The 21339-nt window shown below is 37.4% G+C and carries 21 protein-coding genes; 14 read left to right on the top strand and 7 right to left on the bottom strand.

Annotated elements, in window-relative coordinates; genetic code table 11:
* The first annotated feature begins 2 nt into the window (after positions 1–2).
* The 9 genes from pyrE to panB all read left to right on the top strand — a co-directional run bounded on the left by pyrE (position 3) and on the right by panB (position 6619).
* Complete coding sequence (gene pyrE, locus V4B18_RS06665; RefSeq protein WP_455476555.1) at positions 3–581, top strand: orotate phosphoribosyltransferase; 579 nt, start codon at positions 3–5, stop codon at positions 579–581.
* Positions 582–686: 105 nt separating this feature from the next.
* A complete protein-coding gene (locus tag V4B18_RS06660; RefSeq protein ID WP_455475657.1) occupies positions 687–1289 on the top strand; it encodes a DUF2062 domain-containing protein in 603 nt (200 codons plus the stop codon).
* A complete protein-coding gene (acpS, locus tag V4B18_RS06655) occupies positions 1286–1690 on the top strand; it encodes a holo-ACP synthase (RefSeq protein WP_455475656.1) in 405 nt (134 codons plus the stop codon). Before V4B18_RS06660 ends, acpS begins: the two co-directional genes overlap by 4 nt.
* 82 nt (positions 1691–1772) lie before the next feature.
* Positions 1773–2585, top strand: coding sequence for a signal peptidase I (gene lepB / locus V4B18_RS06650; protein WP_455475655.1), 813 nt, complete (start codon positions 1773–1775; stop codon positions 2583–2585).
* Positions 2566–3273 carry a ribonuclease III gene (gene rnc / locus V4B18_RS06645; RefSeq protein ID WP_455475654.1) on the top strand — a complete coding sequence of 236 codons (708 nt, stop codon included), beginning with the start codon at positions 2566–2568 and terminating at the stop codon, positions 3271–3273. Before lepB ends, rnc begins: the two co-directional genes overlap by 20 nt.
* Complete coding sequence (gene era / locus V4B18_RS06640) at positions 3266–4171, top strand: GTPase Era (RefSeq protein ID WP_455475653.1); 906 nt, start codon at positions 3266–3268, stop codon at positions 4169–4171. Before rnc ends, era begins: the two co-directional genes overlap by 8 nt.
* Position 4172: 1 nt before the next feature.
* Positions 4173–4919, top strand: coding sequence for a DNA repair protein RecO (gene recO / locus V4B18_RS06635; protein WP_455475652.1), 747 nt, complete (start codon positions 4173–4175; stop codon positions 4917–4919).
* A gap of 27 nt (positions 4920–4946) precedes the next feature.
* On the top strand, positions 4947–5792 hold the full coding sequence (gene panC, locus V4B18_RS06630) for a pantoate--beta-alanine ligase (RefSeq protein ID WP_455475651.1): 846 nt from the start codon (positions 4947–4949) through the stop codon (positions 5790–5792).
* A gap of 11 nt (positions 5793–5803) precedes the next feature.
* The gene (gene panB, locus V4B18_RS06625) at positions 5804–6619 is read left to right on the top strand and encodes a 3-methyl-2-oxobutanoate hydroxymethyltransferase (protein WP_455475650.1); all 816 of its coding nucleotides are present in this window, start codon (positions 5804–5806) and stop codon (positions 6617–6619) included.
* Positions 6620–6991: 372 nt separating this feature from the next.
* On the opposite strand, the gene V4B18_RS06620 is transcribed toward panB, so the two are convergent.
* Together V4B18_RS06620 and ygfZ are read right to left on the bottom strand one after the other, a co-directional pair.
* A complete protein-coding gene (locus tag V4B18_RS06620) occupies positions 6992–7612 on the bottom strand; it encodes a YfbR-like 5'-deoxynucleotidase (protein ID WP_455475649.1) in 621 nt (206 codons plus the stop codon).
* Positions 7613–7632: 20 nt separating this feature from the next.
* A complete protein-coding gene (ygfZ, locus tag V4B18_RS06615; protein WP_455475648.1) occupies positions 7633–8478 on the bottom strand; it encodes a CAF17-like 4Fe-4S cluster assembly/insertion protein YgfZ in 846 nt (281 codons plus the stop codon).
* A 75-nt stretch (positions 8479–8553) separates the two neighbouring features.
* On the opposite strand from ygfZ, the gene V4B18_RS06610 reads away from it, so the two are divergent.
* On the top strand, positions 8554–9882 hold the full coding sequence (locus V4B18_RS06610) for a dihydroorotase (protein WP_455475647.1): 1329 nt from the start codon (positions 8554–8556) through the stop codon (positions 9880–9882).
* A gap of 195 nt (positions 9883–10077) precedes the next feature.
* Here V4B18_RS06610 and V4B18_RS06605 read toward each other — a convergent pair whose 3' ends face one another.
* Complete coding sequence (locus V4B18_RS06605; RefSeq protein ID WP_455475646.1) at positions 10078–10449, bottom strand: TIGR02301 family protein; 372 nt, start codon at positions 10447–10449, stop codon at positions 10078–10080.
* Between the two features lie 503 nt (positions 10450–10952).
* On the opposite strand from V4B18_RS06605, the gene cysS reads away from it, so the two are divergent.
* The 4 genes from cysS to pssA all read left to right on the top strand — a co-directional run bounded on the left by cysS (position 10953) and on the right by pssA (position 16833).
* The gene (gene cysS, locus V4B18_RS06600) at positions 10953–12461 is read left to right on the top strand and encodes a cysteine--tRNA ligase (protein WP_455475645.1); all 1509 of its coding nucleotides are present in this window, start codon (positions 10953–10955) and stop codon (positions 12459–12461) included.
* Positions 12462–13277: 816 nt separating this feature from the next.
* A complete protein-coding gene (locus V4B18_RS06595) occupies positions 13278–15161 on the top strand; it encodes an ABCB family ABC transporter ATP-binding protein/permease (RefSeq protein ID WP_455475644.1) in 1884 nt (627 codons plus the stop codon).
* Between the two features lie 101 nt (positions 15162–15262).
* On the top strand, positions 15263–15961 hold the full coding sequence (locus tag V4B18_RS06590; protein WP_455475643.1) for a phosphatidylserine decarboxylase: 699 nt from the start codon (positions 15263–15265) through the stop codon (positions 15959–15961).
* A gap of 8 nt (positions 15962–15969) precedes the next feature.
* Positions 15970–16833, top strand: a complete 864-nt coding sequence (pssA, locus tag V4B18_RS06585; RefSeq protein ID WP_455475642.1) for a CDP-diacylglycerol--serine O-phosphatidyltransferase — start codon at positions 15970–15972, stop codon at positions 16831–16833.
* An 81-nt stretch (positions 16834–16914) separates the two neighbouring features.
* Here pssA and V4B18_RS06580 read toward each other — a convergent pair whose 3' ends face one another.
* The 4 genes from V4B18_RS06580 to radA all read right to left on the bottom strand — a co-directional run bounded on the left by V4B18_RS06580 (position 16915) and on the right by radA (position 21336).
* Entirely contained in the window at positions 16915–17664 is a 750-nt protein-coding gene (locus V4B18_RS06580) for an SDR family NAD(P)-dependent oxidoreductase (RefSeq protein WP_455476554.1), read from the bottom strand.
* Between the two features lie 2 nt (positions 17665–17666).
* Positions 17667–19157, bottom strand: a complete 1491-nt coding sequence (purF, locus tag V4B18_RS06575) for an amidophosphoribosyltransferase (protein ID WP_455475641.1) — start codon at positions 19155–19157, stop codon at positions 17667–17669.
* Between the two features lie 78 nt (positions 19158–19235).
* The gene (locus tag V4B18_RS06570; protein WP_455475640.1) at positions 19236–19817 is read right to left on the bottom strand and encodes a CvpA family protein; all 582 of its coding nucleotides are present in this window, start codon (positions 19815–19817) and stop codon (positions 19236–19238) included.
* A gap of 124 nt (positions 19818–19941) precedes the next feature.
* Positions 19942–21336 carry a DNA repair protein RadA gene (gene radA, locus V4B18_RS06565; protein ID WP_455475639.1) on the bottom strand — a complete coding sequence of 465 codons (1395 nt, stop codon included), beginning with the start codon at positions 21334–21336 and terminating at the stop codon, positions 19942–19944.
* Between the last annotated feature and the right edge of the window lie 3 nt (positions 21337–21339).

The following is a 21339-nucleotide window of genomic DNA, read 5'->3' as shown; positions in this document are numbered from 1 at the left end:
CGATGAATACACAAGATGTGATTAACATTTTTAAACAAGCAGATGCTATTATGGAAGGGCATTTTATTTTAACATCAGGTCGCCATAGTGCTATTTATATGCAAAAGGCAAAAGTATTCATGCATGCTGATTTGACGGAAAAATTGTGTCGTGGATTAGCTGAAAAAATTAAAAAATGTGTCGAAGAAAAAATTGATTATGTAGTCGGCCCTGCGATTGGTGGACTTATTCCATCGTATGAAACTTCACGTCACCTTGGTGTTCCTTCTCTTTGGGTAGAACGTGTAAATGGTGTATTTCAATTGCGTCGCTTTGAAATTAAGGAAGGTGCACGGATTGTGGTTGTTGAAGATATTGTGACAACGGGTCTTTCTATTCGTGAAACGATCGAAGCTTTGGTTGCAGTTGGAGCAGATGTGGTGGCAAGTGCGTGTATTTTTGATCGTTCTGGTGGTAAAGCTGATGTTGGAGTTCCCTTGATTGCACTTGCTGAATATGAGGTAGCATCTTATACTAGTGATGCATTGCCTGCTGATCTTGCTGCGATTCCAGCGGTAAAGCCGGGAAGCAGGAGTATTTAAGATATTTAATTATCTTTATATTTTTGTTTTTGTGCAAAAAATTGACATGATTAATTGGAATCACACAGATTATTTTGTTTTCATAAGATGTGTATTGAGAAAAATATGTTTTTTCGTCGTCAAGAGTCAGTAGATTTTGTAAAGCGTATGCGGCTTTGGCTGTGGCCACGTCGTTCATTTTCTCGTTCATTTCGCTATATGTATAAACGTATTTTGCGTATATCTGCAACACCGCATAAAGTAGCGCTAGGCTTTGCTATTGGCATTTTCTTAGCTTGTTCGCCCCTTTTTGGGGTACATATGATTTTGGCTGTATTTTTTTCTTGGGTTTTGCGCGGAAATTTTGCTGCAGCAATCGTTGGAACCGTTTTTTCTAATCCACTTACATTTTTATTTATTGTTATGGCAGATTATAAGATAGGCTATTTATGTTTATCGTTCTTTAGCGATGTAAATGAGATTTCTCTTTCTCAAGTTCGTGCCCTTTTTGATGGTTTAACGTTTTCAAATGTATCTCTGCTCTTTAAAGACGCATGGAACTCGATTATGCGACCCATGATCGTAGGAGGAATCCTTTTAGGTTTTGTTTTGGGCGGTTTATCTTATGTGGGTATTTATAGAGCAATAACCCGTTTTCAACAAAAGCGATATCAAAAGATTATGAATAAAAGGCGTTTGTTGCAAGAAAATTGGGGTAATATCTTATGATTGTCGGTCTTGGAAATGATCTGGTTGATATAAGACGCATTGAAAAAGTGTTAATTCGCCATGGTGACCGATTCGTTCAACGTATTTTTACGGATGTTGAGCAGAAAAGATCTAAAAAATTTCAAAAAAAATCTTCTTTTTATGCCAAAAGATTTGCTGCCAAGGAAGCATGTGCTAAAGCTCTGGGAACAGGAATTGCTTACGGTGTAAGTTGGAAAGATATGGAGGTGGTCAATTTACCATCTGGAAAACCAATTATGAAATTAGAAAATCGTGCACAAATGCAACTGAAGAAGTTATTGCTCCCTCATTATGATGCTGTCATTCATCTTAGCTTAACAGATGATTTTCCTTGGGCGCAGGCATTTGTTGTTATAGAGGCACTTCCTTGTCGTGGATAGATATTGTGGAAGATTGTGCTTTTGTTATTCTAACATTATGATGAAAAGATGAGTTGTATCTGTGATGGGAAGGTGCTCTGTAATGATCCAGAAAGAGAAAATGCATAAAAAAGAAGAAAAAGGTGGAATTCTTGAATTTATTTTTGTTTTGATACAGGCTTTGTTTTTGGCTGCACTTATTCGTACGCTTTTTTTTCAGCCTTTTAGTATTCCTTCTGGCTCAATGCGTCCCACTTTGCTTGTAGGAGATTACCTATTCGTATCTAAGTACGCATACGGGTATTCTCATTTCTCTATACCTTTTTCTCCTCCCATTTTCTCGGGACGTATTTGGGCATCTCAGCCTAAGCGTGGAGATGTTGTAGTTTTTCGTTTACCAAAAAATCCAGATATTGATTACATAAAACGTGTTGTTGGATTACCAGGGGATCGTATACAAGTTCGCCAAGGTGTTCTTTACATTAATGATGAAGCTGTTCCACGCCGCTTTATGGGACAGATTGATGATCCTGATATAACAGAGGTCAATCACTCTGTTGATGTTTATCGTGAGACAATGTCTAGTGGTGTTAGTTATGATACACTTGATTTGGGGTTTTTTCCACAAGTTGATGAGACAAAAGTTTTTGAAGTTCCTTTAGGGCATTATTTTATGATGGGTGATAACCGCGATAATTCTGACGATAGTCGCTTAGGTGTAGGATATGTTCCAGAGGAAAATCTAATTGGTCGAGCAAGTTTAATTTTTTTCTCTATCAGTAATAGCTCAAGTGCTTGGCAAATTTGGCGCTGGCCGTTTGATGTGCGTTGGAAACGTCTTTTTTCTTTGATTCATACTGTTCATGATTTGCCGCTTAATAAGCAGGAGATCAGCGATGAAACGCTCAATGATTAATCAGCTTGAAAAACTGACTGAGCACCGTTTTAAAAATGAAAACAGATTAAAGGTGGCATTAACGCATTCTAGTGTGCAAGATTTAGAGCAGGGAAATTATGAACGGTTAGAATTTTTAGGTGATCGGGTTCTTGGACTTTTGATTGCAGAAATGCTTTATCAGTTTTTCCCGCAGGCAAGTGAAGGTGAATTATCGGTACGTTTAAACGGTTTAGTAAATGCGCAAACATGTGCCGATATTGCGCTAGAAATGGGTTTGCCTGATATGATTCGTGTAGGTTTTGAGATGACAAATTTAGAAGGTCGTCGACTTACAAATATGCATGCTGACGTAGTTGAGGCCTTGATTGCTGTGATGTATCTTGATGGAGGGTTAGAGAGTGTTCGCCCTTTTATTAAAAAGTATTGGCAAAATCGGGCAAAACAGATAGAGGCTGGTCGTCGTGATGCTAAGACAGAATTGCAGGAATGGGCTCATATACAGGGTTGTGCTCAACCATATTATCGGGTTGTAAAACGTTCTGGGCCGGATCATGACCCTATTTTTATGGTAGAGGTAAGTGTTTCTGGTTTTGCGCCAGAGATTGGGCAAGGAAGTTCTAAACGGTATGCCGAAAGAATGGCTGCTGAAAAAATTTTACGGCGAGAAGGTATATGGGAAACTACAGGAAAAAATGATTATGGATGACGTTATCAAGACGCGTTCTGGTTTTGTTGTACTCATTGGGATGCCTAATGCGGGTAAGTCAACATTGGTTAATCAGTTAGTTGGTGCAAAGGTTTCAATTGTAACACATAAAGTACAAACAACGCGGACTTTGATCCGTGGTATCGTCATTCATGATGATACGCAAATTGTGTTGATTGATACACCAGGTGTTTTTCGTCCTCATAAACGGTTAGAACGCGCTATGGTGTCTGCGGCTTGGAGTGGTGCTAAGAGTGCTGATATTCTTTTAGTCTTGATTGATGTTAAAAGTGGTCTTTCAGATGAAATTTATACGATGTTAGATATTGTAAAAAATATTAAGCACGATAAAATTCTTGTTCTGAATAAGATTGATACAGTTGTGAAGTCATCCCTTTTGGCATTAGCTTCCGAGATTAATGAACGGGTGGATTTTTTGCAGACATTTATGATTTCAGCTTTAGATGGTTCTGGTTGCAAGGATTTGCTCCATGCGCTAAGTACAATGATGCAAAGGGGACCATGGTATTATCCAGAAGATCAAATTTCAGATATGCCTATGCGTCAGCTTGCTGCTGAAATTACGCGTGAAAAACTTTTTCTTCGTCTCCACGATGAACTTCCTTATTCTTCAACAGTGGAAACAGAAAGTTGGGAAGAGCGCCCAGATGGTTCAGTTAAAATTAATCAGGTTATTTATGTAGAGCGTGATAGTCAAAAAAAGATTATTTTAGGGTCAAAAGGCTATACAATTAAAGCAATTGGTCAGGCCGCACGTAAAGAATTAATGGAAATGATGGATCAGACGGTTCATCTTTTTCTGTTTGTAAAAGTACGTGATAATTGGGATACCGATCCAGAGCGCTATCGGGAAATGGGATTGAACCTTTTAAAATAAAATGAAATGGAAAGAACAAGCTATTATTCTTGGTACACGTCAGCATGGTGAAACAAGTGTTATTCTTGAAATTATGACGCGTCAGCGTGGACGTTATATGGGGATGGTAAAAGGTGGGCGTTCACGCCGTATGATGGCTCTTCTGCAACCTGGGAATTTTATAGAGGTTGAGTGGTGGGCACGTTTAGACGAACACTTGGGATATTTTAGGATTGAAGCACTTGATTTATACGCTGCGCGGTTAATTATTTTACCAGAGGCGCTTTATGCTTTGCAGTTGATAGCTTTTCATCTACGTCTTCTTCCAGAGCGTGATCCTCATCCCGTTTTATATGATATTTTACATCTTTTTATGCAGAATTTTGATGAACCATTTGTAAATGCAGAATTGCTTGTACGTTTTGAGATGCGACTTCTTGATGAACTTGGCTTTGGCCTCGATCTATCTCGTTGCGCTGCGACAGGTCGTAAAGAAAAGCTTTGTTATGTATCACCAAAATCAGGACGCGCTGTATGCGAAGAAGCAGGGCATCCTTGGAGAAAAAAGCTTTTGATTTTACCGCAGTTTCTTGTGCAAAGAATTGCTCATCCTGCTGATTTTAGTGATATAATAAATGGCTTTATTTTGACAGGCTTTTTTTTAATGCGCCATGTTTGGGAACCGCGAGGTATAAGGCCGCCATCAGTCCGCATGAATTTAATACGGTTATTTGAACAGCGATTTGGTGTGCAAGAATTAATGTATTGATTTGATGAAAATGAATAGAATGAGAAGATGCAAGTTTTAAAAACAATTTCCGAAGTGCGCTGGTGTATTGCAGAAGAACGACGTTTAGGATTTTCGATTGGTTTTGTTCCCACTATGGGGGCATTGCATGATGGTCATCTCGCATTGGTACAGCGAGCAAGAGCAATGTGCGATCGAATATTAGTTTCTATTTTTGTTAATCCGAAGCAATTTGGTCCTTGTGAAGATTTTAATAAATATCCAAAAGATTTGATGAGTGATTGCGCTTTATTGAAAAAAGAGGGTGTTGAATATGTTTTTGCACCTTCTGTAGAAGAGATGTGGCCACTGGGAAATGAGACAATTGTGAAGGTGGAAAAATTATCACGTATTTTGATGGGAAGGTTGCGTCCGGGGCATTTTTGTGGTGTGACTAGCGTTGTTGCTAAGCTTTTTAATATTGTTCAGCCAGATAAAGCTTTTTTTGGGGAAAAGGATTTTCAGCAGCTTTTGATCATTCGTCGTATGGTTGAAGATTTAGCTTTTCCTATTGAAATTGTTGGTGTGCCTATTTTACGTGAAGCAGATGGGGTAGCGAGTTCTTCACGGAATCAACTCTTAACATTAGAAGATCGCAAAGCTGCAAAAATTATTCCTGAAAGTGGTAAGGCTGTTGAAAAGCTTTATCGTCAAGGCGAACGGTCAGTTGATAAGTTATGCAAAACTGCTCACAACATTTTACAACAAGAATCGCGTGCTGTCATTGAATCAATAGATTTACGGGATATGAGAACTTTGTGTGTGATTAAAGGACAATTGGATAAGCCTGCGGTTCTACTACTAACTGTTCGCTTTGGTCAGGTTAGACTTATTGATCAATATATATTGCAATAAAAGGGATGAAAATGAGTATACATAAAGCTGTAAAGCGTGTTACTGCTTCTGAAATACGATCAAGAAAAGGGAAAGAACCGATTGTTTCTTTAACAGCTTATCAGGCTTATACAGCACGGATTGCTGATCCATACTGCGATTTTCTTTTGGTTGGTGATAGTGTTGGCATGGTTGTGCATGGGTTTGATACAACGCTTCCTGTTAATTTAGATATGATGATTTTGCATGGGCGTGCGGTTATGCGTGGCTCTCAAAAGGCGCTTGTGGTTGTTGATATGCCTTTTGGTTCTTATGAAAAAAGTCAAGAACAAGCTTTTTCTAATGCATCACGTATTCTTGCGGAAACAGGATGTGGTGCAATAAAGCTTGAAGGTGGTGTCTATATGGCAGAAACAATTAATTTTTTATGTAAACGTGGTATTCCAGTTATGGGGCATGTAGGCCTTACTCCACAAGCGGTAAATAGTTTTGGTGGTTTTAAGTCACAAGGACGCAAGGAGAGTGATTGGCAAAAGATCGTAGATGACGGAGTGGCAATTCAAGAAGCGGGTGCTTTTGCTGTTGTAGTGGAAGGAGTCGTAGAGCCCTTAGCGGTAAAACTTACAGAAAAGCTTTCTATTCCTACTATTGGTATTGGTGCATCTAATCAGTGTGATGGGCAAATATTGGTGACAGAAGATATGCTAGGATATGGCGCTCATGTGCCTAAATTTGTGCGTCGTTATGGTTCTCTTGAGCAAGCAGCTGAAACTGCGATTAAAAATTATGCAAATGACGTGAAGTCACGTGCTTTTCCAGCAGATACAGAAGTTTATAAATTTAAATAGAACTCAGTTTAATACAAAATCCTAAAAGAGCTTTTATTAGCAAGCTCCAATAACCAATTGCTTTCTTTTATATTGGTTTTTATTTAATGCAAGGGTGGGTTACTACTTTTTTGTATTATTTGATTTGCTCATTTAAAAAAATATTTTCGATAGTGAATTGTAACAAGTACTTTGAGTTCAGGAATGTTCGCTTTTTGCTAGTTTTAAATTATAAGCTATTATAAAGGCAGAAACTATAAGGCATAAATAAAATAAAACACTTATTTTATTTCTGTTATTGTTGTTTTGAAGAGGAACGCATGAGAGAAAGCAAGTATCTAATGCATTCATGATTTTTTATTGCTATGCAAAGAGTAAGCGATGAAGAGAAGTTTAGTATGATCTCTGAATATCAAGGTCATTAAAGCGGAGCAAAAAGGCTTTTTCAATTTCTTGTGTAGAGCATGGTTGTAAATTAAGTCCACTTGGTAAAATATTATTCGGAGAGCCAAAATAACGAAGGGCTTCGTCTGGACTAAATCCTGCAAGGGTTGTAGCTTCGTAAAATGCGGCAATACGATCAGCTTGTTTAATTTTTTTTAAGAGTTTTTGAGCAGGAGAAATGGGAAGAGAAAAACGCATATGGATAGCATCTTGTATGTGTTTTTCAATAAGTTTATACTGTTTTCCTATGACAGCTTTAAAGGGTGAAATCATATCACCAATAACATATTCTGCTGCATCATGAAGCAGAGTACAGAGACATTCATCACCACGTGATTGCGGAAAAAGCTTCTGAAATATTTGTTCTACTAAAAGTGAATGTTGTGCAACAGAATAAGCATGTTCTCCTTGCGTTTGACCATTCCAACGTGCAACGCGAGCAAGTCCATGGGCAATATCTTCAATTTCGATATCAAAAGGAGAAGGGTTTAAAAGGTCAAGCCGCCGACCAGAAAGCATTCTTTGCCAAGCACGTAGTTCTCCATTTTGTGATAATTCAACTTTAGCCATTAGTCAGTTTCCATAGTATTTTAAGGAAAGGTAAAATTCATATTTTCAGCAATGCTTATTATGACGGGAGTATTCTCTACCATAAATATGTTATTGTTATCCATAGCATCTTTAACATGGTCAATTCGCATTAAAGCTAAGGCTTCGTTTGCAACACATGTTCCCAAATGACCAAACACTTTACCATTTATTTCAACGTTAGATTTTGGGGTTAATGCATGCTGACCTTTTACTATCAACGTACGACGACGTGCTGCACGGTGGTGATGCACTTTTGAAATGACTTCTTGCCCGATATAGCAACCTTTATTGAATGCCAGTCCGTTAATTTGATCGTAATTAATATCATGAGGAAAGACCTTTCCTATTTCGTAGTCTTGACCACTTTCTGCAATTGCATAACGGATACGCAAGCGGTTCCAGTTATCATTATTTTCAGGAGCAAAAAAAGATGTTTTTCCATAAAATCGTAATATTTTTTCTTTTTGTGGAAATCGCTTATCAATAAAATTTAAAGTACAATTTGAAGTATCTTTTTCATTATTCCAAGAAATTGTTACAATCTCTTGTTGTATTTGCGTAATTTCTACTTTTGCGTGTAGTTTGTAAAGGAGAAGACGCTTATGTAGGATATCAGCTAAAGACGCAACAATATCAATCAAATAACCGTCATCTATTTTGCCGATTAAAAAATCTGCAATGATTTTACCTTGTGGAGATAAGAGAGCTCCGGGAAAAATTTCTTGTAAACCAATTTTCTTTACATCTGTTGTGATAAGAACCTGCAGAAAATGCGTTGCTTCTTCACCTGTAACTTTAATAATCTTACGATTTTTAAAGCAAATAGCATTTTGTTTTTTGCTCATAGTTACTGCCTTGTTATTGCCTTTCTGCACAAAATTACATAATCGATAAAGAGGCGATATGTAAGGAGTTTGGTTATGTTTAAAACATTTGATACAATTTTAAAAGGCGCAACACTTGTGAATCATGACGGAAGTGGGAAGCGTGATATTGGTATCATGAACGGTCGTATTGCTAAAATTGGTGATCTTGCATGTGCATCTGCTGGTAAAGTGATTGATTGTATAGGGCTTCATATTTTACCTGGTATAATCGATAGTCAAGTTCATTTTCGCGAACCAGGCAATGAACATAAGGAAGATTTAGAAAGTGGCTCATATTCTGCGGTTTTAGGGGGAGTAACTGCAGTATTTGAAATGCCTAACACTAATCCATTGACGACATCGGAAGAGGCATTGAATGATAAGGTGAAGCGTGGATTTCATCGGATGCATTGTGATTTTGCATTTTGGGTTGGAGGAACGCGTGAAAATATATACGAATTAGCTGAATTAGAAAGACTTCCTGGTGCTGCTGGAATAAAAATATTCATGGGATCTTCTACAGGAGATCTTTTAGTGGATGATGATGAAAGTGTGCGCCTTATTTTGAAGAACATACATCGTCGTGCAGCTTTTCATTCTGAAGATGAAACAAGACTTAATGAACGAAAAATGTTGTGCGTAGAAGGTGATGCGTCATCGCATCCTATTTGGCGTGATGAGGTTGCAGCATTAAAATCTACACAACGTTTGGTTAAAATTGCACATGAAACAAGGGCGCGCATCCATGTATTACATCTTTCTACAGCAGAAGAAATTGATTTTCTGAAAAATCATAAAGATATAGCAACAATTGAAGTTACTCAGCATCATTTGACTTTAGCTGCTGAGGATTATCAACAATTTGGTACATTGATTCAAATGAATCCACCTATTCGTGCAAGTCGTCACCGCGAAGCTCTTTGGTATGGCGTGCAACAGGGTATTGTTGATGTTTTAGGTTCTGATCACGCTCCTCATACACTTGAAGAAAAGAGTAAGCCTTATCCTTCTTCTCCTTCAGGGATGACAGGGGTACAGACAACAGCTGCAATTATGTTGACACATGTAAATACAGGAAAAATATCTCTTGAACGTTTTGTTGACCTTACTTCACATGGCCCTAGTCGCATTTTTGGAATAAGTCGTAAAGGGCGCATTGCTGTTGGATATGATGCTGATTTTACCATTGTTGATCTTAAGCGAGAAGAAACTATTACGAATGCATTGATTGGTTCGCGCGCTGGTTGGACGCCTTATGATGGAAAAAAGGTTAAGGGTTGGCCTGTAGGGACTATTATCCGTGGTATGCAGGTTATGTGGGAAGGTGAAATTGTTACACCTTCACAAGGTGAGCCTGTTAAATTTATAGAATCTTTGGCGTGATCAAGTTAAAATTTGTGAGTTTTCTGGAATAATTTTGTGGATGCAAAAGGATGTTTAGGGCGGTCTGATTGTGTATAATAAAAGTATCTTAAAGATTTATTCTTTAGCACTTGAAACAATCATATTGATATTAAATTGAGCTGATTAACTTATTCATTTTGGGATTACTTTGAGAGCATAGTAGTTTTATAAAAACTAATTGTTAGGATGCATGAGAAGATTTTCGGATAATGTTCTTCCTTCTTTAATGTATTTTTGGTGTGCTTCAATTGCTGACTGTGTACAATGATGATAATTCTCGGAAAAAGCACGATAAGCTTCATTAAATGCTTCGTAAAAATAAGCGCGTCTTTTTACCGTTGGTTCTTCTGCTTCAACTAATGTAGTCATGTGGTTATACCACTGATGGGTTGGAGTACTGCAAAGGTTTTGTAGAAAGTGCAGGGATCCTAAAATTTCTGCTAGTCGTAGTAATTTTGCATCATATGGTGGATATTGTTGCGCAAAAATTGGTATTGAAGTTAAAAAAAACATCAAAATAGTAATTTTAATCAATCTCTTACGCATTATTTAATTGCCCCTTTTTAATAAATTTTTATGCAATTACAATTGCAGATAAAATAACTTTGCTGTTGAGCATATGTTAAAATGGTTTGTGCAAACCTACTACTAACAGCAGATATGTTATGAAATTTAGGGCATGATAGATGTTAAAGAAATAATCATAGAAAGATATTTAAAATTTTGATGAAGTTTTACGTAGTTTAAAATTTTTTACATGAATTTGTTTTCCATATAAATCTATATTGTGTTTACTTATTGAGATTTCTTCCTCGATAATTTTGTTATCAAGAAAAGAAGCGCAATCTTTACCAATAAGAATGTTCTTGCCCAATCAAATAAAATGGGATTGTTTTTTATGACGGATACAGCGTAGTTAAAATAAAGTTGGTTATGAAAATTTTACATAAAAGATCAAAATTTTTACTTAAATCCGCCTAATGCGATGATTTTGGATAAAATTTGCTTAACAGAGTGGCGAGTAATATCGCTAATGGAGTCTATAATTTATGAAAGAGTTGCGATTTTATAATACACTTACACGCAAAAAAGAAAATTTTATACCTATAGATGCTACTAAGGTACGTCTTTATGTTTGTGGTCCAACGATTTACGATTATGCTCACATAGGTAATGCACGCCCCGTAATTGTTTTTGATGTTTTGTTTCGCTTATTGCGTCATGTTTATGGTGATGATCATGTCATATATGTCCGTAATATTACAGATGTAGATGATAAAATTAATGCACGGGCAGCTTGCGAATATCCAGAGCTTACACTGAATGATGCTATTCGCCAATTGACTGAGCGTACGTATTCTCAATTTCAACAAGATACAATGGCTCTTGGTTGTTTATTGCCAACGAGCCAGCCGCGTGCAACTGATTATTTAGAAGAGATGCGCTCTTTTATTGAAAAATTGCTTGAAAAGGGACACGCTTATAAAGCAGAAAATCACATATTATTTTCTGTGAGCAGCATAAAAAAACATCCTTACTATGGTACATTTGCAAAACGTTCATTAGATGAAATGAGAGCAGGTGCGCGTATCAGTGTTGCTTCTTATAAAAGAGAGGAAATGGATTTTGTTTTATGGAAGCCTTCTGAAGAGGGGGAACCGGGTTGGAAATCTCCGGCAGGAATTCCTGTTTTAGGTCGTCCGGGTTGGCATATTGAATGTTCTGCAATGTCGATGGCAAAGCTATTAGCCCCCTATGGTGGTGGTTTGTCTTGTGATGATCCAACAGCAAATATTTTTGATATCCATGGCGGTGGTATTGATTTAATTTTTCCTCATCATGAAAATGAGATTGCACAAAGTTGTTCAGCTTTTGGAACTGAGCGAATGGCTAATTTTTGGATGCATAATGGTTTTTTGCAGGTTGAAGGTAAGAAGATGTCTAAAAGCCTTGGCAATTTCATCACTATTCGTTCTATTTTAGAGAATAATTTTTTTGAGCTTAGTGGAGATTTAACAAATGCAATGAAACAAAATTGGATTGGTTTGTCTGCACGTTTTTCAATGTTGCAAACGCATTATCGTGAACCGTTAAATTGGACAGCTCAGCGTTTAATGCAATCTGGTAGTGAATTATATCGTTGGTATGAATTGCTTCGCTGTGAAAGAGACTGTTTGGAAAAAAATGAAGTTATTGATAATTTTTTGGTAAACACATTAAGTGATGATCTTAACACTCCAAATGCACTGACTCTTTTGCGAAGGTTCTATAAAGTAGGCAATGCTGTAGCTCTTGCAAATGGAATGAATTTATTGGGGTTATTGCGTCGAGAGTGGGTTAAAGAAGCAGAATGTCCATTATTTATAAGAAAAATTTCTCTTGATGCGAAGTTTATTGATCAACGCATTGCTGAAAGGTTGCTGCTTATCCATAATAAAGAGTGGGTAGCAGCAGATGCAATTCGTGATGAGCTTGCAGCCGAGGGGATTTTATTGAAGGATGGAAAGGATCCACAAACTGGTGAGCGTGTAACTTTATGGGAAATAAAACAATCTTAATTTTTGTATTATGACGGTTTTTTTTATAACAAGGGAGAAAGGTTGATAAAAATTTTCGTATTATTACGGATGTGTTCTATTTAATTCCGTTGAAAGTTTTTTTATTTTTCAATTACTTTTTAAAATTACAGGTCGTGGCGGCCTTAATCAAAGTGATAATTGTTAATTTAGTAAGTAATTTTGTGATGAGTGGTCAGTGAAGGAGTTTTTTATAGGTTAGAGTATTGGCAGCGCAGCATTCAATTATTTTACCTTATCTATTGAGTGAGCTTTGAGTATATCTTTTAAATTTTTTAAAATATGATGCACTTTTTGTCATCTCATTGGAGAGGGTGATGTTAAGCTTATTTAAGATGACATATTGTAAGTAAATGAGATTAAGTTCTTGGAGGGTGCAAATGATCTGATTTGATTTGCATATTAAAAAATGAAACTACGCTTGTTTGTTTAGAACCCAAGGATGATTATCTCATTATTAAAGAGAGCTAAGAATTCCACTATTTTAGTACAGAATGGTAAAATCAAATAAAAGTTTTAAATATACTAGTAAACGAAGGAAATAGTTTCAAGTAAAATTGAAAAAAGCACGTAATGATTGAGAGTTCATTACAGTAAAATGGTACGAGAATACAAACCAAAATAATAGATCTTATGGCAGATTATTTCTTGTTCCTTTTTTGAAAACGGTCTAACTTTCAGCGTTAATACGCATAATTTACAAAATGCGTATAATACAAAGAGATGATATGACCTGTAAATGACTACAGGATGAGTGTCGTAGTACTGTTGAATGTATAATAGAAAAGTAAGAGCTTTATGAAACGGAATAAAATGACAAAGACTGTATCGTCAGATAGAGGTCAAACTTTACGCACACTTTATAATTTATGGACTTATATGTGGCCATCGGATCGGCGTGATCTGAAAATGCGTGTTATATGGGCGGTGTTTTATCTTGTCTTAGCTAAGCTGATTCTCATATCTGTACCATATTTCTTTAAACATGCTACGGATGCACTTGATATAAATTTTATGCTTCCTATGTGGGCATCAACTAGTTTGGTTGTACCCATCATGCTCGTTTTAGCGTATAATATTGCACGCATTGTTCAGGCTGGGTTAAACCAATTGCGCGATTCTCTTTTTGCAACTGTTGGTCAATATGCTATTCGGAATTTAGCCTATAAGACTTTTGTGCATATTCATGGATTATCTTTAAGATTCCACTTGGAAAGACGAACCGGTGGACTCTCTCGAGTGATTGAACGTGGTACAAAGGGAATTGAAGCTATCGTTAGATTTTCAATCCTCAATACAGTACCAACAGTTTTAGAATTTATATTGACGGCATTTGTATTTTATATAAATTATGGGTGGCGTTATTTTTTTATAATTGTAGTAACGGTTGGTTTATATACTTGGTTTACGATCAAGGCTAGTGATTGGCGCATTGGTATTAGGCAAAAAATGAATACAGCAGATACTGAAGCCAGTACGCATGCAGTTGATTCTCTTTTAAATTTTGAAACGGTCAAATATTTTGGCAATGAAACTCTGGAAGCACAGAGATTTGATTCTTCTATGGCAGATTATGAAAAAGCCGCGACGAAGATCTGGACATCGCTGAGCTGGCTCAATTTTGGTCAGGCTCTTATTTTTGGTATTGGAATGGCTGTCCTGATGTTAATGTCAGCTTATGAAGTTTTTCATGAGAAGCAAACTTTAGGAGATTTTGTTTTTATTAATGCACTTTTGATGCAACTTTCTATGCCATTAAATTTTATTGGTTCAATTTATCGTGAAATTCGGCAAGGATTAACTGATATTGAAGCTATGTTTGATCTTTTAGATGTTGAGCCAGAAATTGTTGATAAACCAGATGCTAAATCATTAGTTATGGGTTCTGGTACCATTCGGTTTAATAAAGTAAAGTTTTCCTACGATAAGGCACGCCAAGTTCTTCAAGATATTAATTTTGAAGTTCCTGGAGGTAAAACGATTGCAATTGTTGGCCCATCAGGTGCTGGAAAATCGACTATTTCTCGATTACTCTTTCGGTTTTATGACGTTGATGAAGGTTCTATCACAATTGATGGGCAAGATATTCGTGATGTGACTCAGAAAAGTTTGCGTGAAGCTATTGGTATGGTGCCACAAGATACAGTTTTATTTAATGGTACGATTGCATATAATATTCGTTATGGGCGCCCAAATGCTACAGATGAAGAAATGCGCAAAGCTGCTGAAATGGCACAGATATCGAAGTTTATTGATACGCTTCCAGAAGGTTTTCAGTCTATGGTTGGTGAGCGTGGACTTAAACTATCGGGTGGAGAAAAACAACGTGTAGCCATTGCGCGGACATTGTTAAAAGCTCCTCCACTTCTTATTTTAGATGAAGCAACTGCAGCTCTTGATACAGCGACAGAACAAGAGATTCAACAGGCATTGGATATAATAAGCCGTGGACGTACAACAATAATTATTGCTCATCGTCTTTCTACTGTTATTAATGCTGATGAAATTTTAGTTCTCAAAAATGGCCGTATTATTGAAAACGGAACACATGTAGAACTTTTAAGTAAGAAGGGTTTGTACGCTTCAATGTGGAATAAGCAGCTTGAAGCATCACAGGTTGAAGAAAAATTACGTAAAATGCGAGAAGAAGATGAGTTGGGTTTTGTTAGTCATAAGAAATAGGCAGTTTGAAATGGACTATCTTTATATGGAATGATTGGTTCAATACACAAGGAAGAAAAAAATTTAGCACTTGTTATGTTATATTTTAAATAGGAAATTATATGAGTATTCTACAGTCTATCCATCATGGTTTTGTGCCAATTCATAAAGAGGGTTATCCTTTTATTTTAGTATTTTTTGCTATTTCTCTCATTCTTGGTTGGGTATGGAGTCCATTGTTTTGGTGTGGTCTTGTTTTAACAATATGGTGTATATATTTTTTTCGTGACCCAAATCGTGTGATACCTTTAAATTCAAATTGGATTATGTCTCCTGCTGATGGACGTATCTCATTCGTTGGACCGTGTATTCCACCTGAAGAGTTGGAACTGGGTAACACAGAAATGATTCGTGTTTCCGTGTTTATGGATATTTTTTCATGCCACATCAATCGTATTCCTATAAATGGTACGGTAGAGTCGATTGTTTACCGTCCAGGTAGGTTTGTCAATGTGGAGCTTGATAAGGCCAGTCAATATAATGAGCGTAATGGGATGGTAATTGATAGCGAACATGGTAAAATTGGTGTGGTGCAGATAGCAGGAATGATTGCTCGACGGATTGTTTGTTGGTCGCAGGAAAATGATTCGGTTATTACAGGGCAACGTTTTGGGCTCATTCGTTTTGGTTCTCGCCTTGATGTTTATATACCGATTGAGGTTAAATTGCATGTTACGGTTGGTCAGACAGCAATCGCTGGAGAAACAGTTTTAGGCTCTTTTGATGATCAGGATGCGACAACTGATTTCAGATTCGATTAGGATGGATAATGAGAATTTTTTCGCTCTTTTCTTCATTTAATCCTGAGGGACAGCATGATGATGATCCTGAGGGACAGCATGGTGATACTGCAAATCGGAGGCGTTCACCCACGTCGATGCGGTATGTTATCCCCAATATTATTACTATTTTGGCGATTTGTGCAGGAATGAGTAGTATTCGTTTGGCTTTTGAGCATCGTTATGAGGCTGCTATTTTAATGGTATTTTTGGCGGCAATCTTAGATGGTGCTGATGGCCGCATCGCGCGTTTAATGGATGGTAGTTCATCCTTTGGGGCACAGATGGATTCTCTTGCTGATGTTATTAACTTTGGTGTTGCGCCTGCATTTATTGTTTATTCCTTTATTTTAGTTCAGGTTCACCAAGTTGGTTGGATCGCAGCGCTTGTTTATTGTGTTGCTTGTTGTTTAAGGTTAGCTCGCTTTAATGTGATGTTGGATAATACTGATATTCCAAAATGGAAGAGTAATTACTTTGTTGGTGTTCCTGCGCCAGCAGGAGCATTATTGCTTTTATTGCCTGTTTATTTGGGGGCTCTTGGTTTGACTTCAAGTTGGGGTTGGGCGTTATTTTTTAGCCTTTATACTGTGGTTATTGCTTTTCTTTTTGTCAGTCGCTTACCGGTATGGAATGCGAAATCAATTGATCAAAATTTGAGGCGTGATATCGTTATACCATGCATGTTGGCCATTGTTATTTATGTAGGTTTTTTCGCAACTTACACATGGCACACCCTATTGGTTACAGCTGTTAGCTATATGATATTTTTACCTTGTAGTTTTGTCGCTTATAATAAACGAGCTACTTTGGAAGAAAAAAATACCAGTATTAAACCTACCAAAAAAATATAGAACTTTATATTTTTTTATTTACAAAGTAGGGAAGAGATACCAAAAGATTTTTATTCAGAGTAGTGGTTTTTATGGCTGTGATTAATCGGGTACACGATAATTCATAAACCTATTTTTATGAACATCAAAGAGTTTTCCTGTTTCTTTTAAATTAGGTGATGATAAGTGTACTATTTTTGCAGCAACCTCTTGCGGAGAAGGCAGAGTTTTGGGATCTTCATGAGGCATCGCTTGTGCGCGCATGGCAGTGCGTGTTGCGCCGGGGTTAACGCAATTAACTTTGATATGAGTTTTTTTTACTTCTTCTGCCCAGCAGCGAGCAATAATTTCCAAAGCAGCTTTAGAAGCTGCATAGGGTCCCCACGAAGCGCGTGGAAGGTGAGCAACGCTTGAAGATAGCAGAATAGCGCGTCCAGCATCAGATTTCCGCAATAAGGGATCAAAAGCTTTTATTAAATGCCACTGGCTCATGAGATTTATTTGAAAAACTTTTTCAAAGATTGTGTTTTCGACATGGATTATTGGTAAAAGTGCTCCAAGGATTCCTGCATTTGCAACCATAATATCGAGTTTTTTCCACTGCTTAGCAGTAGAAATACTGAGAGCATTAATATTTTCCGTGGAATGTAAGTCAAGCGGAACAAGTGTTGCAGAAGCCCCTTTTTTTTGAATTTGGTTTTCAAGTTCAGTTAATCCACTGATTGTGCGTGCAATAGCAATAATGTGAGCGCCACGAGCAGCGAGCTCTAATGCTAAATAATAACCAATTCCTCTTGAAGCACCTGTAACGAGAGCAACACGCCCATGGAGATTAAAGTTAAATTTTGTCATCATTAGTCTCTCGTTTTAAGGACAGATGATTGAGGAATTATATGGATACTTTCTTGATCGACCAAATTTGTAGGGTAGTCTCCAGTAAAATAATGATCAGTGAATTGTGGGTCAGCATCATTTCGTTTTTGTCCTGTTACAGCAAAATATAAACCATCTGTTGAAAGAAATTTTAATGAATCGGCTCCAACAAAATCGCACATAGATTTTAAGTCTGGATATTGGTTAGCCAAAAGGTTTTCAATTTTAGGTGTATCAATACCATAAAAATCAGGATAGAGAATCATAGGGCTTGAAATACGCATATGAACTTCTTTTGCTCCTGCTTCTCGGAGCATTTGTACAATTTTAATGGACGTTGTTCCACGTACAATAGAGTCATCGATCAGAATAACGCGTTTTCCTTCGATGATTGGGCGATTTGCAGAATGCTTTAATTTAACTCCAAAGGCGCGAATTTGTTGGGTTGGTTCGATAAAAGTGCGACCAACATAATGATTACGAATAATACCAAGTTCAAAGGGAATTCCAATTTCTTGTGCATAACCAATTGCTGCAGGTGTCCCACCATCAGGAACGGGAACCACAACATCACCATCACAAGGTGCTTCTTGTGCTAAACGGATACCCATGTTTTTACGTACCGTGTAAACACTACGTCCTCCGACGATTGAATCAGGACGAGAAAAATAAACATATTCAAAAATGCAAAGTTTTTCTGGTCTTTCTATTTCTGATTTTATAATTTTTTTAGTGATTTCCCCATTTTTTTGTATTTCGCATATGATAATTTCCCCATTTTTAACGTCGCGAACATATTTAGCTCCAATAATATCAAGTGCACAAGTTTCGGAGCAAAAAATTGGTTTACCATCGAGTTCACCCATTACGAGCGGTCGAATTCCTGTCGGGTCACGTGCGGCAATGAGCTTGGTGCGTGTTAGCGCTAGCATGGCATATCCACCTTCTACTTGTCGAATAGCATCAACAAAGCGATCAGATGAGGATTCGTAACGTGAACGAGCAATAAGGTGGAGAAAAACTTCAGAATCTGATGTTGATTGGCAGATGGCACCAGAAGCAATGAGTTCGTGACGTAATGTAAGCCCATTGGTAAGATTACCATTATGAGCAATAGCAATACCTCCAGCTTTTAATTCAGCAAAAAGAGGCTGCACATTGCGTAATGCTACTTCCCCAGTTGTTGAATAACGGGTATGTCCGATAGCGCGATCTCCCGGTAAACGGGCAAGTGTTGAGGGGTTTGTATAGTGATCACCGACAAGACCTAGATGCTTTTCTTGGTGAAACATTTTGTTATAGTAGGAAACAATCCCAGCTGCTTCTTGACCACGGTGTTGAAGCGCATGAAGTCCAAGAGCTGTCAATGTTGCAGCATCTTCATGCCCAAGAATACCAAAAACCCCACATTCTTCATGAAGAATATCGTCATCTAATGAAAACTCCTGAAAGGGAATGTCGATTTTTGTCATTATATTCTTTCTGTCATGATGTGATAGATGATTAATATCATATGTTGCATATTATTTAAATTTCCTTCCAATGATAAACTATTCTTCATTTTGTTTAGGCACATTTTTAAGAGAGTGCTTATCATTTGTGTTCACACCATCTCTTTTAAAAAATTGCTCTGCTTTTTCGAAAGCATAGTCGAGATTTTTGGGCAGGATATCCAAAATTTTGGTTCCCAATGAATCTAATATGGGTTTTGTTTTTGCATTTTTTAACCAATCGGATTGTTGTTCAGGTTTGATAAGTGCATTAAGGAGTAACATGCCAATAACCATGATTAATAAGCCACGGAGTGCTCCAAAAATAAAACCGATAGTACGGTCAAGTATACCGATTCGACTGTCAATAATAAAATCGGAAATTTTCATTGTAATGATAGAAGTAATAATCAAAATAATAACGAAAAGCGTAACTAATGTGACGATCAATGCAATCATTTTGTTAGAAAGATATTGCTCAAAGAGGGGCAATACGGGTTTGAATAAAAATAGTGTTGCAACAGCTGTAATCGCCCAAGAGATCAACGATAATACTTCGCGTGAAAATCCTCGGAGCATAGCGAGAAAAGCGGATAACAGGATGATTGCTACGACAATTCCATCAAGGACTGTTATAATCATTTGTTTATTCCTTATACCTAAAATTGTGTTCTGTTAAAACAGCATATAAGTACATTTTTAGTTATGCTATTCTTTATTCTTATAGCAAGGATCTTTTGTACTTTGTAGAATTTTTTCGGTATTATTATGCGTGTAGCATAGGTTGTTTTTTTCCTGTAGCAATAGTAGCAACTAGTTCAGTAAGGTTGGAGAATGTTTTTTGTTGAAAGGTTTGCGATTTTATTATTTTAGTTGTTGTGATGGGTTGAACAGATCCCTGAAAACCAAGCTTTTGAGCTTCATAAATGCGCTGTCCTAAATGAGCAACAGCGCGGATAGCTCCTGAAAGACCTATTTCACCAAAATATACATAGTCAGTTGGGAGAGGAATGTTTGCAAGAGAAGAGACTAAAGCTGCTGCAACGGCCAAATCGGCTGCTGGTTCTGATATGCGATATCCACCTGCAACATTAAGATAGACATCATGTTGTCCAAAGCGAATGCCGCAATGTGCTTCTAAGACAGCTAAAATCATTGAAAGGCGATTTCCGTCCCATCCAACAACAGCACGTCGTGGTGTTCCAAGTGATGAGGGAGAAACAAGTGCTTGAATTTCTACTAATATCGGGCGTGTTCCTTCCATTCCTGCAAAAACAGCGGCGCCTGATGCTTTTTCATTTCGTTCACCTAAAAAGAGTTCAGATGGATTAGTAACTTCTCGTAGTCCTTTATCAGACATTTCAAAAACGCCAATTTCATCAGTTGGTCCGAAGCGGTTTTTTACAGCTCTAAGGATTCGATAATGGTGTGCACCTTCACCTTCAAAATAGAAAACGCCATCAACCATGTGTTCAACAACTCTTGGACCAGCAATTTGTCCATCTTTTGTAACATGACCGACAAGAACAACAGTCGCTCCTGTCTTTTTAGCAAAACGTATCAACGCTTGAGCACTGATGCGCACTTGTGTGACAGTTCCAGGTGCTGAATCTGCTGCATCTGACCATAAAGTTTGAATTGAATCGATAATAACCATATCAAGTTTTTTATGCTCGTTTAAGGTCGCAAGAATATCTTCAACATTTGTTTCAGCTGCGAGTTTAACCTTTGTATTTGCAGCCTCAAGTCTTTGTGCACGTAAGCAAATTTGTGCAATAGCTTCTTCACCTGAAACATAAATGACGTGATGCCCTTTTCGTGATAAAGCAGCTGCTGTTTGTGTTAGCAATGTTGATTTGCCAATACCTGGATCACCACCAACGAGAAGTGCTGATCCACGAACAAACCCTCCTCCTGTAACACGATCAAGCTCAGTAATGCCAGAATAGATGCGTGGGACATCTTCAACGTTTTCAGAAAGAGTTGTTAAAGCAATTACATGCCCTTTACGAGCATTTTGTATGGGGCCACTGCCTATACCATTATTTGTTCCTTCTTCGACCAGAGAGTTCCATTTTCCACAAGAATTACATTTTCCAGCCCACCGCGAATAAATTGTTCCACAATTTTGGCAAATAAATTGAAAACGTATCCGTGCCATAAT

This window comes from Bartonella sp. B17, assembly GCF_053795755.1.
Note: the sequence above shows the minus strand (reverse complement) of the source record. Positions and strands in the feature narration are given on the sequence as shown.

Bases quoted from the DNA above. Each gene is read 5' to 3' on its own strand.
- pyrE (WP_455476555.1), top strand. From the start codon at position 3: ATGAATACACAAGATGTGATTAACATTTTTAAACAAGCAGATGCTATT.
- V4B18_RS06660 (WP_455475657.1), top strand. From the start codon at position 687: ATGTTTTTTCGTCGTCAAGAGTCAGTAGATTTTGTAAAGCGTATGCGG.
- acpS (WP_455475656.1), top strand. From the start codon at position 1,286: ATGATTGTCGGTCTTGGAAATGATCTGGTTGATATAAGACGCATTGAA.
- lepB (WP_455475655.1), top strand. From the start codon at position 1,773: ATGATCCAGAAAGAGAAAATGCATAAAAAAGAAGAAAAAGGTGGAATT.
- rnc (WP_455475654.1), top strand. From the start codon at position 2,566: ATGAAACGCTCAATGATTAATCAGCTTGAAAAACTGACTGAGCACCGT.
- era (WP_455475653.1), top strand. From the start codon at position 3,266: ATGGATGACGTTATCAAGACGCGTTCTGGTTTTGTTGTACTCATTGGG.
- recO (WP_455475652.1), top strand. From the start codon at position 4,173: ATGAAATGGAAAGAACAAGCTATTATTCTTGGTACACGTCAGCATGGT.
- panC (WP_455475651.1), top strand. From the start codon at position 4,947: ATGCAAGTTTTAAAAACAATTTCCGAAGTGCGCTGGTGTATTGCAGAA.
- panB (WP_455475650.1), top strand. From the start codon at position 5,804: ATGAGTATACATAAAGCTGTAAAGCGTGTTACTGCTTCTGAAATACGA.
- V4B18_RS06620 (WP_455475649.1), bottom strand. From the start codon at position 7,612: ATGGCTAAAGTTGAATTATCACAAAATGGAGAACTACGTGCTTGGCAA.
- ygfZ (WP_455475648.1), bottom strand. From the start codon at position 8,478: ATGAGCAAAAAACAAAATGCTATTTGCTTTAAAAATCGTAAGATTATT.
- V4B18_RS06610 (WP_455475647.1), top strand. From the start codon at position 8,554: ATGTTTAAAACATTTGATACAATTTTAAAAGGCGCAACACTTGTGAAT.
- V4B18_RS06605 (WP_455475646.1), bottom strand. From the start codon at position 10,449: ATGCGTAAGAGATTGATTAAAATTACTATTTTGATGTTTTTTTTAACT.
- cysS (WP_455475645.1), top strand. From the start codon at position 10,953: ATGAAAGAGTTGCGATTTTATAATACACTTACACGCAAAAAAGAAAAT.
- V4B18_RS06595 (WP_455475644.1), top strand. From the start codon at position 13,278: ATGAAACGGAATAAAATGACAAAGACTGTATCGTCAGATAGAGGTCAA.
- V4B18_RS06590 (WP_455475643.1), top strand. From the start codon at position 15,263: ATGAGTATTCTACAGTCTATCCATCATGGTTTTGTGCCAATTCATAAA.
- pssA (WP_455475642.1), top strand. From the start codon at position 15,970: ATGAGAATTTTTTCGCTCTTTTCTTCATTTAATCCTGAGGGACAGCAT.
- V4B18_RS06580 (WP_455476554.1), bottom strand. From the start codon at position 17,664: ATGACAAAATTTAACTTTAATCTCCATGGGCGTGTTGCTCTCGTTACA.
- purF (WP_455475641.1), bottom strand. From the start codon at position 19,157: ATGACAAAAATCGACATTCCCTTTCAGGAGTTTTCATTAGATGACGAT.
- V4B18_RS06570 (WP_455475640.1), bottom strand. From the start codon at position 19,817: ATGATTATAACAGTCCTTGATGGAATTGTCGTAGCAATCATCCTGTTA.
- radA (WP_455475639.1), bottom strand. From the start codon at position 21,336: ATGGCACGGATACGTTTTCAATTTATTTGCCAAAATTGTGGAACAATT.